General features: G+C 68.8%; 14 protein-coding genes. 5 read left to right on the forward strand and 9 right to left on the reverse strand.

What is annotated here, in order from left to right; translation table 11 throughout:
• Positions 1–186 (forward strand): hypothetical protein (locus ABD882_RS08570; RefSeq protein WP_345186089.1); only part of this gene is annotated, 186 nt, incomplete at its 5' end.
• A 125-nt stretch (positions 187–311) separates the two neighbouring features.
• Here the strand turns inward: ABD882_RS08570 and ABD882_RS08575 are convergent.
• Positions 312–1,313, reverse strand: a complete 1,002-nt coding sequence (locus ABD882_RS08575; RefSeq protein WP_345186091.1) for a TerC/Alx family metal homeostasis membrane protein — start codon at positions 1,311–1,313, stop codon at positions 312–314.
• Between the two features lie 351 nt (positions 1,314–1,664).
• On the opposite strand from ABD882_RS08575, the gene ABD882_RS08580 reads away from it, so the two are divergent.
• Positions 1,665–3,017, forward strand: coding sequence for an HNH endonuclease signature motif containing protein (locus tag ABD882_RS08580; RefSeq protein WP_345186092.1), 1,353 nt, complete (start codon positions 1,665–1,667; stop codon positions 3,015–3,017).
• 71 nt (positions 3,018–3,088) lie between these two features.
• Here ABD882_RS08580 and ABD882_RS08585 read toward each other — a convergent pair whose 3' ends face one another.
• Entirely contained in the window at positions 3,089–3,901 is an 813-nt protein-coding gene (locus ABD882_RS08585; RefSeq protein ID WP_345186094.1) for an isoprenyl transferase, read from the reverse strand.
• Positions 3,898–4,626 (reverse strand): DNA repair protein RecO, encoded by a 729-nt coding sequence (recO, locus tag ABD882_RS08590; RefSeq protein WP_345186095.1) that lies wholly within the window; start codon positions 4,624–4,626, stop codon positions 3,898–3,900. The genes ABD882_RS08585 and recO overlap by 4 nt, the downstream gene beginning before the upstream one ends.
• A gap of 34 nt (positions 4,627–4,660) precedes the next feature.
• Here recO and ABD882_RS08595 point away from each other — a divergent pair, with 34 nt between their 5' ends.
• On the forward strand, positions 4,661–5,347 hold the full coding sequence (locus tag ABD882_RS08595) for a trimeric intracellular cation channel family protein (RefSeq protein ID WP_345186096.1): 687 nt from the start codon (positions 4,661–4,663) through the stop codon (positions 5,345–5,347).
• 161 nt (positions 5,348–5,508) lie between these two features.
• Here the strand turns inward: ABD882_RS08595 and leuA are convergent, their stop codons facing one another.
• A complete protein-coding gene (gene leuA / locus ABD882_RS08600) occupies positions 5,509–7,269 on the reverse strand; it encodes a 2-isopropylmalate synthase (protein WP_345186098.1) in 1,761 nt (586 codons plus the stop codon).
• Between the two features lie 235 nt (positions 7,270–7,504).
• On the opposite strand from leuA, the gene thrC reads away from it, so the two are divergent.
• Together thrC and ABD882_RS08610 are read left to right on the forward strand one after the other, a co-directional pair.
• Complete coding sequence (thrC, locus tag ABD882_RS08605; protein WP_345186100.1) at positions 7,505–8,926, forward strand: threonine synthase; 1,422 nt, start codon at positions 7,505–7,507, stop codon at positions 8,924–8,926.
• A 97-nt stretch (positions 8,927–9,023) separates the two neighbouring features.
• Entirely contained in the window at positions 9,024–10,817 is a 1,794-nt protein-coding gene (locus ABD882_RS08610) for a DUF2207 family protein (RefSeq protein ID WP_345186101.1), read from the forward strand.
• Positions 10,818–10,909: 92 nt separating this feature from the next.
• On the opposite strand, the gene ABD882_RS08615 is transcribed toward ABD882_RS08610, so the two are convergent.
• The 5 genes from ABD882_RS08615 to ABD882_RS08635 are packed head-to-tail and all read right to left on the reverse strand — an operon-like array spanning position 10,910 to position 15,550.
• Positions 10,910–11,851, reverse strand: a complete 942-nt coding sequence (locus tag ABD882_RS08615) for an NADP-dependent oxidoreductase (RefSeq protein ID WP_345186103.1) — start codon at positions 11,849–11,851, stop codon at positions 10,910–10,912.
• 1 nt (position 11,852) lies between these two features.
• Positions 11,853–12,776 carry a GTPase Era gene (gene era, locus ABD882_RS08620; protein ID WP_345186104.1) on the reverse strand — a complete coding sequence of 308 codons (924 nt, stop codon included), beginning with the start codon at positions 12,774–12,776 and terminating at the stop codon, positions 11,853–11,855.
• Positions 12,766–14,064, reverse strand: a complete 1,299-nt coding sequence (locus ABD882_RS08625) for a hemolysin family protein (protein WP_345186105.1) — start codon at positions 14,062–14,064, stop codon at positions 12,766–12,768. Before ABD882_RS08625 ends, era begins: the two co-directional genes overlap by 11 nt.
• Complete coding sequence (ybeY, locus tag ABD882_RS08630) at positions 14,061–14,525, reverse strand: rRNA maturation RNase YbeY (protein WP_345186107.1); 465 nt, start codon at positions 14,523–14,525, stop codon at positions 14,061–14,063. Before ybeY ends, ABD882_RS08625 begins: the two co-directional genes overlap by 4 nt.
• Entirely contained in the window at positions 14,522–15,550 is a 1,029-nt protein-coding gene (locus ABD882_RS08635; RefSeq protein ID WP_345186139.1) for a PhoH family protein, read from the reverse strand. Before ABD882_RS08635 ends, ybeY begins: the two co-directional genes overlap by 4 nt.
• Positions 15,551–15,567 lie beyond the last annotated feature (17 nt).

Genomic DNA, 15,567 nt, shown 5'->3' on the forward strand with positions numbered 1-15,567 from the left:
CAGGAAACCGTCGCCCCGCACACACCCCCACCCGGAGACACCACTGCCACCGGCCCGGTCACCATCGGCTCCGCCCAAACCAGCGCCACCCCCGCAAACGCCTGGAACGGCACCATCGAAAGCCCCGTCCTCGTCCAAGAAATCCTCAACACCACCACCATCAAAAACCTCTACACCACCTACTAACCAGGACAGGGGGGCCTGCGCAATACCTGGTCTGCAGCGCCTTGTGGTCCCACGCGGAGGACGCCTCTAGGCGGTTCGGTAGTGTCCGCCGCACCTATCAGGAGGCGCGAGAACGGTCGAGACGGTCAGTCCGCCAGCGCGCGCTCCCGCCGCTTCTCCCGGCCCGACGCGATCAGGCTCGCCCCGGTGGCGCCGAGCATGGCGACGACGATGACAGTGAGCGACAGCCAGATCGGCACATCCGGCGCCCATTCGATCGGCTGGCCGCCGTTGATGAACGGCACCGTGTTCTCGTGCATCGCGTGCAGCACGAGCTTCACGCCGATGAAGGCGAGGATCACCGCGATCCCATAGTGCAGGTAACGCAGCCGGTCGAGCAGGTCGCCGAGCAGGAAGTACAGCTGACGCAGCCCCATCAGGGCGAAGATGTTCGCGGTGAACACCAGGAAGCTGTTCTGCGTGATGCTGAAGATCGCCGGGATCGAGTCGATCGCGAACATCAGATCCGTCACGCCGATCGTGACGAACACGATGATCGTCGGCGTCCAGACCCGCTTGCCGCCCACGACCGTGCGCAGCTTCGGCCCGTCGAACTCGTCGCTGACCGGGACGAGCTTGCGTACCAGGCGGACCGCGAAGCCTTCCCTCGCGGCAGTGTCGTCCTCCTGCTCCTTCTCCGGCATGGCCTGGCGGATCGCCGTCCAGATCAGGAACGCGCCGAACAGGTAGAACACCGGTGCGAAGTTCTCGATGATCGTGACACCGAGCAGGATGAAGATCCCGCGCAGCACGAGCGCGATGATGATGCCGACCATCAGCACCTCTTGCTGCAGCTTCCGCGGCACCGAGAACTGGGCCATGATCAGCACGAACACGAACAGGTTGTCGATCGAGAGGCTGTACTCCAGCGCCCACCCGGTGAGGAATTCCCCTGCATGGCCGGGGCCGGCGACGACGAGCAGGAGACCTGCGAAGCCGAGCGCCAAAGCGACGTAGAACACCACCCAGAGCGTGGACTCCTTGGTGGACGGGATGTGCGGGCGCCAACGAACGATCAGCAGGTCGCCGATCAGGATCAGCAGCAGCACGGCGAGCGAGACGATTTCGAACCAGACGGGAACGTCCACGGGGGCCTTTCGAAGAGTCGGTCAAAGACCGAAAGTCTCTTCCCCGCTGGAACAGCGGCCACGCGCCCGGAGATCTGGCCGTGATGGACGGCGGAACCTCGTGATGACGATCGCGTGAAGTCGGAATACTCCCCTTCGCGGGATCCAGTCTACGGCATGGGGCGCGGAGTAGATCCCTTCGACAGGCCCAAGGACCGGGGTGAGGCACCAGGGAGCGAGAAGGGGCGGTGATCCTCCGGCTCGAGAGCCACGCGTCCACTTCAGCGGAATCGGAAAGAAAACCTGCTCAAGCACCAATAACAGCTCGGTCAGGGTCTGGCTTTTCTCGTAGTTTTGTTCTATACTCGTCTCATGGCAGCAGATCCCGATCCCTACCTCACCCGCAGCGGTGAGATCACGGATCAGTGCCGTGCGCTCGATCAGATCATCGCGCGAGCGGAGGCCGACAAGGCGGCGCTGCTCGGCGAGCGGGTGGATCTGCTGCTCGATGCCGTTCCGCCGGGAAGCGCCGGGTACGAGGCGGCAGAGCGATCGATGTTCGCCGAGATCTCCGCCGCCCTGCACATCACGCGGGGCGCCGCCGCACGCTCTCTCGGGATCGGCTGGGCGCTGCAGAAGCGCTTCCCGCAGACGCGTGCCGCACTCGAAGCCGGATCGATCTCCGCCCGCCATGCCGCGGTGATCATCGCTGCGGCGGCGGCGTTCGATCTCGCCGATATCGACGCGCACGAACGGTTCGAGGGTCACGTGGTTCCTTACGCGAAAGCGGAGACGCCGCCGCGCACCGAGGCTTTCGCGAAGTCGGTCGCCGCTGCCGTCGCTCCCGAGACCGTCGTCGAGCGCCACCGCCGCGCCCGCGGAGACCGGCGCATCACCGTCACCGACGTCGATGACGGGATGAGCCTGTTCGCGATCCTGATACCCACGCCCCTCGCGCACGCCGCATACGACCGGGCAACCGCGATCGCGAAGCAGATCAAGCTCACCCGGGCCGCGGAAGACTGCGGGGCCTTCCACGGGCCTTCCGCGCCGCAGCCCGGCCAGGAACTGACCGACAAGGAGAACGAGAGGCTCGCGGGCTTCGAGAGCATTCTTGAGGATCTCGGGGAGTCCCCCACAGACGATCGCACGCTCGACGAGATCCGCGCCGACATCGCCACCGACCTCCTGCTGGCCGCGCGCACCGATTCGCTCGCCGAGGCCGGCATCGACGCCATCCACGCCACCGTCCAGGTCACCATCGCCGCGACCACCCTCATCGGCTCCGATGATCGCCCGGCGGAGCATGACGGGCACGGCCCGATCCACCCCGATCTCGCCCGATACCTGGCCGGCGGCGCGGAGCACTGGGAACGACTCTTCCTCGATCCCACCGGAATGCTCACCCGCACCGACAGTTATGCGCCGACCGAACGGATGCGCCGGTATCTCCGGGCGCGAGACCGGCATTGCCGGTTCCCGGGCTGCCGGATGCCCGCTCACCTCTGCGAGATCGACCACAATCATGACCACGCCAAGGGCGGCCCGACCGATCTCTGCAATCTGTGCTGCCTGTGCGCGGGCCATCATTCGCTCAAACACCCGGACCATGATGTCCGCTGGCGATGGACCGCGGTGCAGCACCCCGGGGGCATCGTCATCTGGACCAGCCCCGACGGGCGCGTCTACGCCGACACACCGCCGCCACGCGTGCAGTTCGTGTGATCAGCGCGGTGTCGGGTCTGGTCCCTTCGACAGGCTCAGGGACCGGAGCGGGTTCAGGGACCGAGGTCGGCTCAGGGACCGGACGTTGCCGCGTCGGGGGTGTCGATCGCCCCGCCGAAGCGGCGGTCGCGGGAGAGGTAGATGCCGATCGCGCGCCACAGCTCCTCACGGGAGAAGTCGGGCCACAGGGTGTCCAGGAACACCATCTCCGCGTACGCCGACTGCCAGAGCAGGAAGTTCGAGGTGCGCTGCTCCCCCGAACTGCGCAGGAACAGGTCGACATCGGGCATGTCCGGGATGTAGAGATGCCGGCGGATCGCCTTCTCCGTGATCGCGCTCGGCCGCATCCGGCCCGCCTTCACGTCCTCGGCGATCGCGCGCACGGCGTCGACGAGCTCGACCCGGCCGCCGTAGTTGATGCACATCGTCAGGGTCAGCGTGTCGTTGCCCCGGGTGAGCTGCTCGGCGACCTGGAGTTCCTTGATGACGGATCCCCACAGCCGCGGCTTGCGTCCGGCCCAGCGGATCCGCACGCCCCACTCGTTCAGCTGGTCGCGGCGGCGGTGCAGCACGTCGCGGTTGTAGCCCATCAGGAAGCGCACCTCCTCGGGAGAGCGCGCCCAGTTCTCGGTCGAGAACGCGTACACGCTGAGGTGCTTCACGCCCGCCTGGATCGCCCCGGCGACCACGTCGAGCAGCACCTCCTCCCCCGCCTTGTGCCCCTCGATGCGATTGAGCCCCCGGCGGTTCGCCCAGCGGCCGTTGCCGTCCATCACGATCGCGACGTGATTCGGCACGGCGGGGAACGCCGGCGGCAGCACCCCGGTCCAGTCCAGCGGACGATAGGGTACGGCGTCCTTGTGCGTATACGGCTTCGGGCTCAACGCGGTCCTTCCACGAGGGAGAGCGAGCGGATCCCCCGCTCGAGATGCCACTGGGCATAAGCGGCGATGACGCCGGATGAGGCCGCAGTGTCGCGATGCGACGCGGAATCGACGCGCTCCCAGTCTCCCGCGATCAGCGCCTGCAGCACGTCGAGCGCGGAGGACGGGATCCGCGGACTGCCCACCGGGGCGCACTCGTCGCAGACGATGCCGCCCATCTGGGGGACGAAGACCGTGTGCGATCCGGGCTTGGCGCAGCGCGCGCAGTCCGTGAACGACGGCGCCCAGCCGGACAGTGCCATCACCCGCAGCAGGTAGGAGTCCAGGATGCTCCGCGCGGCGTGCTCTCCGCGCGAGAGCGCCCGCAGCCCGCCCACCAGCAGCAGATACTGCTCGGGCGTCGCCTCGGTGTCGTTGAGCTGGTCGGCGGTCTCCACCATCGCGTTCGCGGCCGTGTAGCGGTCGTAGTGCAGGGCGATGTCGGCGCCGTAAGAGCCGAGCGACTCGGCCTGCTGCACGATGTCGAGCGAACGGCCCTGATACAGCTGCACGTCGGCGACCATGAACGGCTCGAGCCGCGATCCGAACTTCGACGAGGTGCGGCGCACGCCCTTCGCGACCGCCCTGACCTTGCCGTGCGCCCGCGAGAGCATGATGACGATCCGATCGGCCTCACCGAGTTTGTGGGTGCGCAGGATCACCGCTTCATCTCGGTAGGTGGGCACCTCTCGATTATCCTCCGTGCGGGACAATGGACGGGTGACCGAACCGCTCTTCACCATTCCGCTCTGGGCGGATCTGCTCGGCGTCGGCCTCGGCGGAGTGCAGGGTGCGATGTTCGCCTCCGGCTTCCAGGGGCAGCGGCGCCTGGACTGGCTCGGGGTCGCGATCATCGGCATCATGATCGGGATGGGCGGCGGACTCATCCGCGACATCCTGCTGGGCGTGCCGCCCGCCTCTCTGCAGAGCAACTGGTACCTGCTCACGGCGACCGGCGCCGCACTGTTCGGGATGCTGCTCGCGGGGCTGTTCAACCGCCTCAACCGGATCATCGTCGTGCTCGACGCCGTGGTGATCGGCATGTTCGGCGCCTTCGGCACGAGCAAGGCGATCGGATTCGGCATCCCGCCGGTGCCCGCCGTGTTCATCGGCGTCTGCGCCGCGGTGGGAGGCGGCGTGCTGCGCGACATGCTGATGGGGCTGCCGACCGCGATCATGCACGTCGGATCCCTGTACGCGGTCGCGGCCGGTGCCGGGTGCGCGTTCATCGTGATCGCGAACGCCTTCGGCATGTCGATCACGCTCGCCGCGATCATCGGCATCATCGTGACGACGATCATCCGCGTGCTCGCCGTGACGTTCGACCTGTCGCTGCCGGAACAGCGTCGCCTCTACCGTCGCAAGGTCGCCGCCGAGACCGGGATGATCCCGGTCATCAAGTCCTGAGGATCCCGACTCCGGGATGGTTCGGGGTCGTTGAGCGAGCAGCGACGAAGGAGCAGCGAGACGAAACGCGCCGTCCCCGTGGAATCAGCGCGTTTCGTCTCGGTCGTCGCTCCGCTCCGTCCTCGCTCAACGACCCCGGGAAGACCCCGAAGAGCGTCGATTCAGGCGGTGACGAGCTCTGCGGCGTCGGTGTGCGCACGGATCGAGCGGTTCACGCAGGAGACGATCGCCTTCAGCGAGGCCGTGGAGATGTCGCCGTCGATGCCCACGCCCCAGAGGCGCTGGTCGCCGACCTGCAGCTCGACGTAGGCCGCGGCCTGGGCGTCGCCACCGGTGGACAGGGTGTGCTCGACGTAGTCGTAGAGCGAGATCTCGAAGCCACGTGCGCGCAGCACCTCGATGAACGCCGCGACCGGGCCGTTGCCCGCGCCCGACGTCTCGACGCGCTCGTCGTCGTCGCGCAGCACGACCTCGAGGCTGACCTCGCCCGACATGTCGCTGTTCGTGCGGGTGCCGAGCAGCTCGAACCGGCCCCACTTGGCGTCGTCGGCCGACGCGGGCAGGTACTCGTCGGTGAAGATGTCCCAGATCTGCTCGCTGGTGACCTCGCCGCCCTCGGCGTCGGTCTTGGCCTGCACCACGCCGGAGAACTCGATCTGCAGCTTGCGCGGCAGGTCGAGGGCGTGATCCGTCTTCAGCAGGTACGCGACCCCGCCCTTGCCCGACTGCGAGTTGACCCGGATGACAGCCTCGTAGGATCGGCCCAGATCCTTCGGGTCGATCGGCAGGTAGGGCACGCCCCACTCGATGTCGTCGACCGTCACGCCCTGCGCCTCGGCCTTCGCGGCCATCGCCTCGAAGCCCTTCTTGATCGCGTCCTGGTGCGAGCCGCTGAATGCGGTGAAGACCAGGTCGCCGCCCCACGGGCTGCGCTCCGGGACAGGCAACTGGTTGCAGTACTCGACCGTGCGCTTGACCTGGTCGATGTCGCTGAAGTCGATCTGCGGGTCGATCCCCTGGGTGAACAGGTTGACGCCCAGCGTGACGAGGTCGACGTTGCCGGTGCGCTCGCCGTTGCCGAACAGGCATCCCTCGATGCGGTCGGCGCCGGCCATGTAGCCGAGCTCCGCCGCGGCGACCGCGGTGCCGCGATCGTTGTGCGGGTGCAGCGACAGGATCACGTTCTCGCGGTGCGCCAGGTGCCGGCTCATCCACTCGATCGAGTCGGCGTAGACGTTGGGCGTCGCCATCTCGACCGTCGCGGGCAGATTGATGATGACCTTGCGTCCGGGGCTCGGCTGCAGGATCTCGAGCACCTCGTTGCAGACCTCGACGGCGTACTCGAGCTCGGTGCCGGTGTAGCTCTCCGGCGAGTACTCGTAGTAGACCTCGGTGTCGGGGATCCGCTTCTCGAACTCCCGGCACAACCGTGCGCCCTCGAGGGCGATCTGCTTGACGCCCTCACGGTCGGAGCGGAACACCACCTCGCGCTGCAGCACGCTCGTGGAGTTGTAGAAGTGCACGATGGCCTGCTTGGCGCCCGCGATCGCCTGATACGTGCGGTCGATGAGGTGCTCACGGCACTGCGTCAGGACCTGGATCGTGACATCGTCGGGGATCAGGTCCTCTTCGATGAGCTGACGCACGAAGTCGAAGTCGGTCTGGCTCGCGGACGGGAACCCGACCTCGATCTCCTTGTAGCCCATGTCCACGAGCAGCTGGAACATGACGCGCTTGCGCTCGGGCGACATCGGGTCGATGAGGGCCTGGTTGCCGTCGCGCAGGTCGACCGCGCACCAGCGCGGAGCCTGGGTGATGCGGGCGGACGGCCAGGTGCGGTCGGGCAGCTCGACGGGGATCTGCTCGTGGTACGGCCGATACTTGTGGATCGGCATCGCGGAGGGGCGCTGGTTGTTGATCATGAGGGTTGTGCTCTTCTCGTCGCTTCACATGTGGGGCGGGCCAACACGAACACCGCGACGAGTGGGGCCCTCAGATACGGGACTCGTCGCGGCAGCTAAGAAGGAGCAGACCGCCTGCGCGCATGCCGCCATGCTAGCACGGCGTCATCGGGGCCTCGCGGCTGTGACAGACCTGCGAGAATCGAAGCACGCGGATCCGAGGATCCGGACGGCACAGACTCCCGAGGAGCACCTCTTGCAGTACATCTCCACCCGCGGTGGCGGCGAGCCCAAGACCTACAGCGAGGCCCTGCTCGAGGGGCTGGCCACCGACGGCGGTCTGCTGGTGCCGGCCCAGTTGCCGACGGTCGATGCCGTCGCGCTGGAGAGCTGGCGCGCCCTGTCCTATCCGGAACTCGCGACCGAGGTGCTCGGCCTGTTCGCCACCGACATCCCCCGCGACGATCTCGCCGCGCTGTGCGCCGCCGCGTACTCCCCCGCCGTGTTCGCGGAGCCGGTGCCGCTGCGCCCGATCGGCGGCGGGATCACGCTCGTCGGTCTCTCCGAGGGCCCGACGCTGGCGTTCAAGGACATGGCCATGCAGTTCCTCGGGCAGGCGCTGGAGTATGCGCTGGAGCGCACCGGCGGCGTGCTGAACATCGTCGGCGCGACCTCGGGCGACACCGGCTCCGCCGCCGAGCATGCCCTCCGCGGCAAGGACCGGATCAGCGTGTTCATGCTGTCGCCGCAGGGACGGATGAGCCCGTTCCAGCGCGCGCAGATGTACTCGCTGCAGGACGCGAACGTGCACAACATCGCCGTCGACGGCGTCTTCGACGACTGCCAGAACCTGGTCAAGGATCTCGCCGGCGACCTCGACTTCAAGAACGCGCAGCACCTCGGCGCGGTCAACTCGATCAACCTCGCCCGCATCACCGCGCAGGTCGTCTACTACTTCTGGGCCTGGCTGCGCGCCACGGACGGCCTCGATGAGAGCGCCCGTCGCGGGTTCGAGGTTTCGTTCGCGGTGCCCTCCGGCAACTTCGGCAACATCCTCTCCGGCTTCTTCGCTCGCGGCATGGGACTGCCGATCCGCCGGCTCGTGCTCGCCGCGAACGAGAACAACGTGCTGGACGAGTTCTTCCGTACCGGCGTCTACCGGCCGCGCAGCGCCGCCCAGACGCTGGCGACCTCCAGCCCGTCGATGGACATCTCGAAGGCATCGAACCTGGAGCGCTTCATCTTCGATCTGGTCGACCGCGACCCGCAGCGCGTGCGCGCCGCGTGGGACGACCTCGCTGCGACCGGCGCCTTCGACTTCACCGCCGACCTCGGCCGCTTCGCCGAGGAGTTCGGCATCGTCAGCGGGACCAGCACTCACGCCGACAGGCTCGCCACGATCCGCTCCGTGCACGAGGCCTCGGGCACGATCATCGACCCGCACACCGCGGACGGGGTGCACGTCGCGGCCGCATACATCGAAGACCGCGTTCCGATGCTGGTGCTGGAGACGGCCAAACCGGAGAAGTTCGGCGAGACCATCACCGAGGCCCTCGGGATCGCGCTCCCGCTGTCGGACGAGTTGCAGGAGCTGCTCGCCGCACCGCAGCGGGTGGTCGAGATCGGGAACGACGAGGCCGTGCTCCGCGAGATCATCACGAGCAACGCGCTGCACTGAGTCTCTGTGGCCTTCGGACCCTTCGGCAGGCTCAGGGACCGAAAGCGGCTCAGGGGCCGGGGCGGGCTCAGGACCGCGGGCGGCTAATCTGGCTGGCATGACGGCTCGACTGCGCGCCCGCGTGCTCGCCCTGCTCGGAGCGCTCGCTCTCGTGCTCGCCCCGCTGCTGACCGCGCAGGCCGCGCGCGCGGATGCGAACAGCTTCTCCTACGCCTCGTGGACCGCCCAGTATCAGCTCAGCCGCGACGACAACGGCCGTGCGAAACTCCTCGTGACCGAGACGCTGGTCGCGGACTTCCCCGCCTTCGACCAGAATCACGGGATCATCCGCGGCCTGCCGACCTGGTACGACGGCGCCCCTCTCGACCTGCGCATCGTCTCGGTCACCGACGGCAAGGGAACGCACCTGCCCTACGACAACAGCACGACCGACAACGGCGAACGGCAGCTGAAGATCGGCGACGCGGACGTGTATCAGCACGGACTCACGACGTACCGGATCCAGTACACGATGCGCGACGTCGTGCACCGCCCCTCTGACCGTCAGATCGACGAGTGGTACTGGAACCTGCTGCCGCTGAATTCACAGCAGCCGATCACGCACTTCTCCGCGGTGCTGATGTTCGATCCGGCCATCAGCGCCGCCAAGCTCGGCGCACCGTCGTGCTATGTCGGCCCGGCCGGATCGACGACCCCGTGCGCGCTGACCCCGGACGCGTCCTCCGCGAAGATCCTGACCGTGGCGCAGGACGACGTGCCCGCAGGATCCGGCGTGACCGTCGCGTTCCCGATGAAGCTCGGCACTTTCGCGCAGGCACCCGCGCGCGTACCCGACGCTATGACCGACGTCGTGCCGTTCCCGCTCGCCGCGGCCGGCGCGCTGCTGGCGATCGGAGGCCCGATCCTCGGGATCTCGCTGCTGCGCCGCAGCGGACGCCGGCGCGGGCGCGGCATCGTGGTCGCCCAATACGACGTTCCGGCCGCGCTGCCGCCCGTGCTCGCCGCAGAACTGGAGGGCCGTAAGCCCGTCGCGAACTCCGCGGAGATCGTGCACCTGGCCGTGCATGCCTCGATCCGCATCGAGGATGGCGAGAGCAAACCCGTCCTGGAGCTGCAGGATGCGTCGGTCCCCGCGGACCCGCTCGACGCCGAGGCCCTGCACGCGCTGTTTCCCGGCTCCCCCGTCGGCACGAAGCTCTATCTGGACATTCCGAACGATCCGCTCGTGTCCCGCCTGAAGACTCTCACCGGCTCGGCCCATGCCGCGGCGTTCGAACGCGGGCTGTTCGAGCGCCGGCGTTCCCCGCTCGCGATCGTGCTCAGCGGGTTCGGACTCGCCGCCGGTCTCGGCGCCGTGGCTCTGGCCACGCCGGGCATGGCCGTGGGGCGCCCTGCGGCCATCGCCGCCTTCGTCGTCGCGATCGTGCTGTCGGTCGTGGCGCTGGTCGCGTTGCTCGTCTCCCTGCGGCGCCGCGCCGTGCTCACGGCCCAGGGCGCCGAGGCCCGCGAATATCTGCTCGGCGTGCGCGAGTACATCCGCCTTGCCGAAGCGGATCGGATCCGCATGCTGCAGTCGTATCGCGGAGCCGAGCGTCGCAAGGACGGCTCAGTCGACATCGTCGTGCTGTACGAACGCCTGCTCCCCTACGCGATGCTGTTCGGCATGGAGCGCGAGTGGGGGCAGGTGCTCGCGGTGCAGTACCTGAACGATGACATCGTGCCCGCCTGGTATCTCGGCTACACCGGTGCCAGCTTCGCGGGATCGCTCTCCGGCATGGGCAGCGCGCTGACCGCGACCCCGACGCCGAGCTCTTCGTCGTCGTCGAGCGGGTCGTTCGGCGGCGGGTTCTCGGGCGGCGGCGGAGGTGGAGGATCCTCGGGCGGGTGGTGACACCTGCCGCTCTCCTCGCGAGCGTCGGCCCACCCCTCATCCTGAATCCGCGGCGGGCTCAGGGACCGGGCGCGCTCAGGGACCGACGAGCCTCAGGGGATCAGGGCGAGTTTGCCGCCGGGGTGGCCCTCGGCAAGGAAGCGGGTGGCCTCGAGTGCGTCGGCGAGCGGATAGGTGCGCGCGAGCGGCACTGTCAGCAGGCCTTCGTCGGCGAGACGCACGAGCTCCCCGCGGATCCGGTCGCGGAAGAGCGCGCTCTCCGGCTGCGAGCCCGCGATCGCCGCGAAGCCGTGTTCCGCCGCACGCGCCGGCGCCGCGATCGTGACGATGCGAGAGCGATCCGGCACGAGAGCGAGGGAGACGTCGACCGCCTCGTCCGTGCCCACCGCATCCAGCGCTGCGTGCACGGGAATGCCGAGCGCCCGCACGCGTTCCTCGAGACCCGCGCCGTACGCGATCGGGATCCCGCCGAAGCCGCGCACGCGGTCGGCGCCGGCCTCACTCGTCGTGCCGATCACCCGGATGTCGCGCAGCGCGGCGAGCTGCAGCACCATGACGCCGACCGCACCGGAGGCGCCGTGCAGCAGGATCGTCTCCCCCGGCTCCGCGCGCACACGGTCGAGCATCTCGGCGGCCGTGGACCCGGCGAGCAGCAGGTTCGCCGCCTCCGCATGCGAGAGCGGCCCGGGCTTGCGGAACGCCTTCTCGGCGGGGATCGTGAGCGCCGTCGCGTACCCGCCCTGCACCCGGAACGCGATCACCTCGTCACCGACCTGCGCGTCTCCGGATCCGATCCGCGGGTCCGGCCCGATCGCGAGGATCTCGCCGGACACCTCGTAGCCGATCGGCGCCGGCAGAGTGAGACCGGGGCGAGCCGTCGCGACGTGCTTGCGGTCGGCGGGGTTCATCCCCGCGGCCCGCACCCGGATCGTGACCTCGCCCTGAACCGGGGTCGGCGCCGTCGTCTCGACGAACCGCCACCGCTCGGGCCCGCCGAACTCGGGGGCGATCCAGTGCCGCGCGGGAACAGCCATGTCAGAACCCCAGCCGCCCGAGCTGCTTCGGGTCGCGCTGCCACTCCTTGGCGACCTTGACATGCAGACCAAGGAACACCCGGGTGCCGAGGAGCTCCTCGATGCCGGTGCGCGCGGTGGCGCCGACGTCACGCAGCCGCTTGCCCTTGTGGCCGATGATGATGGCCTTCTGGCTGTCCCGCTCCACGACGATCGAGGCGTGCACGTCGGTGAGATCGGTGCCCTCGCGTGGTGCGATGTCGTCGATCACGACGGCGATCGAGTGCGGCAGCTCGTCGCGCACGCCCTCGAGGGCCGCCTCACGGATCATCTCGGCGATCCGGTCCTCGGTCGTCTCGTCGGTGACGATGTCGTCGTCATACAGCGACGGCCCCACGGGCAAGAGCGCGAGCACCTCGTCGGCGAGCACGTCGAGCTGCACGCGGGTCAGCGCGGAGAGCGGGATCACCGCCGCCCAGTCCTCGCGCAGGGAGTCGACCTCCATGAGTCGCTCGGTGATCTCATCGCGCTCGGCCGCGTCGACCTTGGTGACGATCGCGATCTTCTTCGCCCGGGGGTAGCCGTCCAGCGACGCGGCGATCCGCCGGTCGCCGGGGCCGACCTTCTCGGTGGCGGGCACGCAGAACCCGATCACGTCGACGTCGCCGAGAACCTGCTCGACGAGGTCGTTCAGCCGCTCGCCGAGCAGCGTGCGCGGGCGGTGGATCCCCGGGGTGTCCACGATCACGAGCTGGCCGTCGGGACGGTTCACGATGCCGCGGATCGCTCGCCGCGTGGTCTGCGGCTTCTCACTGGTGATCGCGATCTTCTCGCCGACCAGCGCGTTCGTGAGGGTGGATTTGCCGACGTTCGGCCGTCCCACGAACGTCACGAAGCCGCTGCGGTGACCGTCCTCGGTCTGTGCGGGCTCTCGCTCATCGCTCATCGTGGTTCTCCTTGTCATGATCCTCCGTGCGCGGCTCCTCGGCCCGCTCGACGAAGACGTATTCGATGCCCCGGCCGCGCCCTCGCGAGGCGCCGCCGGTGAGGAGCAGCCCGCGCACGACAGCGGTCGCGCCGGGGGTCGGGATGCGGCCGAGCTCCTTGCCGAGGAGCCCGCCGATCGAGTCGACGTCGTCGTCCTCCAGGTCGACACCGAAGAGCTCGCCGACATCCTCGAGACTCAGCCGGCCGCTGACGCGATAGCGCCCCGGCTCGAGCTCGACCACCTCGGCGCTCGGGCGGTCGTACTCGTCCGCGATCTCGCCGACGAGCTCTTCGATGAGGTCCTCCATCGTCACGAGACCCGCGATGCCGCCGTGCTCGTCGATGACGATGCACACGTGCACGGCCTCGCGCTTCATCTGCTGCAGCAGGGTCTCCGCGCGCATGGATTCAGGCACGAACACGGCCGGCCGGGCGATCTGGCGCACCGAGGCCGCCCGCCAGCTGCGGTCGTCGCGGTAGGCGAACTGCACGAGGTCCTTGAGATACAGCACGCCGAGCACGTCGTCGGCCTCGTCATCGACGACCGGGATCCGGGAGATGCCGCGGTTGAGGAACAGCTCCATCGCGTCCGACGTGGTCGCGGTCGCGTCGACCGTGACCATGTCGGTGCGCGGCACCATGACCGCACGCACGAACTGATCCGTGAAGTCGAACACCGAGTGGATGAGCTCGCGGTCGTCGGCCTCGATGAGGTCGTGCGAGGCGGCCTCGTCGACCATGCTCAACAGCTGCTCCTCCGACGCGAAGCTGCTCCGGCCCGCACCGGGCGTGACGCGGCTGCCGAACACGGCGAGGCCCTGCGCGATCGGGCCGAGGATCACCCGCACGGCGCGCACCACCGGGGCGCAGGCGCGCAGCATCGCATCCGAGTGCAGCCGGCCGAACGACCGCGGGCTCGCGCCGACCAGCACGAACGTGGTACCCGTCATGATCACCACGGCGGCGAGCATCGCCCACCAGATCTGCCCGTTCAGCAGCAGCACGAGGGCGACCGTGACGAGCACGGCCGCCGCCGTCTCCACGAAGACACGCATGAAGGCGACGGCGTTCGCGTGCGGCTCCGGGTCCGCCGCGATCCTGGCGAGCGCTGCGGCATTGCGCCCCTCGGATCCCATCTCCGCCAGATCCGCGCGCGAGGTCACCGACAGCGCGGCGTCGATGGCGGCCATGAGGCCGCCGAAGGCGACGAGCAGGATCGCGCCGGCGAGCAGGAGGAAGGGAGTCATCGACCGCGGGATCGCTCGTCGGCGGCGAAGCCCGCGATGAGCTCGCGCTGCAGGCCGAACATCTCCTTCTCGTCCTCGGGCTCGGCGTGGTCGAATCCGAGCAGGTGCAGCAGCCCGTGCGTGGTGAGCAGGATCAGCTCGTCGATCAGGTCGTGCTTGGCCGTGACGGCCTGCGTCTCGGCCACCTGCGGGCAGAGCACGATGTCGCCGAGCAGTCCGGCGGGCGTCGGCCGGTCGAGGGTGCCCGGACGCAGTTCGTCCATCGGGAAGCTCAGCACATCGGTCGGGCCCGGCTCGTCCATCCACTGCACGTGCAGCGCCTCCATGGCGCCCTCGTCGACCAGGACGATCGCGACGTCCGCATCCGCGCTGACGTTCAGCTCGGCGAGGTTGCGCTCGGTGAGGCGCAGCAGCACCGTCTCATCGATGGCGATCGCGGACTCGTTGTTGATCTCGATCATTTCAGGCCTCGTTTCGGCATGCGGTCGCGGGGACCGGGGCGCTGCATTCCGGACCGGCGCTCCGCCCGGTTGGCGAACTCGGCCGCCTGCTCGCGCTCCGTGCGGGCCGCCGTACGCTGCTCGTCGTATTCGGTGTACGCGTCGACGATCCGCCCGACCAGCGAATGCCGCACGACGTCGTCGCTCGTGAGCAGGGAGAAGTGGATGTCGTCGATGTCCTTGAGCACCCGGGTGACGATGCGCAGGCCAGAGGCGGCCGTCGGCAGGTCGACCTGCGTGATGTCGCCCGTGACGACCATGCGCGTGCCGAACCCGAGCCGGGTGAGGAACATCTTCATCTGCTCGGGCGTCGTGTTCTGCGCCTCGTCCAGCACGACGAACGAGGAGTTCAGGGTCCGACCGCGCATGTAGGCCAGGGGCGCCACCTCGATCGTGCCGCTCGCCATCAGCCGCGGCACGATCTCCGGATCCATCATCTCGTTCAGCGCGTCGTAGAGCGGCCGCAGGTACGGATCGATCTTGTCGGTGAGCGTTCCCGGCAGGAATCCGAGTCGCTCGCCCGCCTCGACAGCCGGCCGGGTCAGGATGATCCGCTCGACCTCTTTGCGCTGCAGCGCCTGCACGGCCTTCGCCATCGCGAGGTAGGTCTTGCCGGTGCCCGCGGGACCGATGCCGAACACGATGGTGTTCTCGTCGATCGCGTCGACGTACTCCTTCTGACCGGGCGTCTTCGGCCGGATCACCCGTCCGCGCGTGGACAGGATCGCCTCGCCGAGCACCTCGCTCGGCCGCAGGCCCTCGGACCGCTCCAGCATGCGCGCCGACTGGGACACGTCGCTCGGAGCGAGGGCATGACCGGATCGGGTCAGCTCGATGAGCTCGTCGACGAGCTTGTGCGCCGAGCGGACCGCGTCGGGTTCGCCGGTGAGGGTGACCTCGTTGCCGCGCACGAGCACGTCGACGGCCGGATGCTCCTTCTCGAGCATGCGCAGCAGCCGGTCCTGCGGGCCGAGCAGCTGCACCATGGCGACACCGTCCACCT

The organism is Microbacterium panaciterrae, assembly GCF_039541635.1.
GTDB lineage: Bacteria > Actinomycetota > Actinomycetes > Actinomycetales > Microbacteriaceae > Microbacterium > Microbacterium panaciterrae.

Bases quoted from the DNA above. Each gene is read 5' to 3' on its own strand.
- ybeY (WP_345186107.1), bottom strand. From the start codon at position 14,525: ATGATCGAGATCAACAACGAGTCCGCGATCGCCATCGATGAGACGGTG.
- ABD882_RS08635 (WP_345186139.1), bottom strand. From the start codon at position 15,550: ATGGTGCAGCTGCTCGGCCCGCAGGACCGGCTGCTGCGCATGCTCGAG.
- ABD882_RS08610 (WP_345186101.1), top strand. From the start codon at position 9,024: ATGACGGCTCGACTGCGCGCCCGCGTGCTCGCCCTGCTCGGAGCGCTC.
- leuA (WP_345186098.1), bottom strand. From the start codon at position 7,269: ATGATCAACAACCAGCGCCCCTCCGCGATGCCGATCCACAAGTATCGG.
- ABD882_RS08625 (WP_345186105.1), bottom strand. From the start codon at position 14,064: ATGACTCCCTTCCTCCTGCTCGCCGGCGCGATCCTGCTCGTCGCCTTC.
- era (WP_345186104.1), bottom strand. From the start codon at position 12,776: ATGAGCGATGAGCGAGAGCCCGCACAGACCGAGGACGGTCACCGCAGC.
- ABD882_RS08580 (WP_345186092.1), top strand. From the start codon at position 1,665: ATGGCAGCAGATCCCGATCCCTACCTCACCCGCAGCGGTGAGATCACG.
- ABD882_RS08615 (WP_345186103.1), bottom strand. From the start codon at position 11,851: ATGGCTGTTCCCGCGCGGCACTGGATCGCCCCCGAGTTCGGCGGGCCC.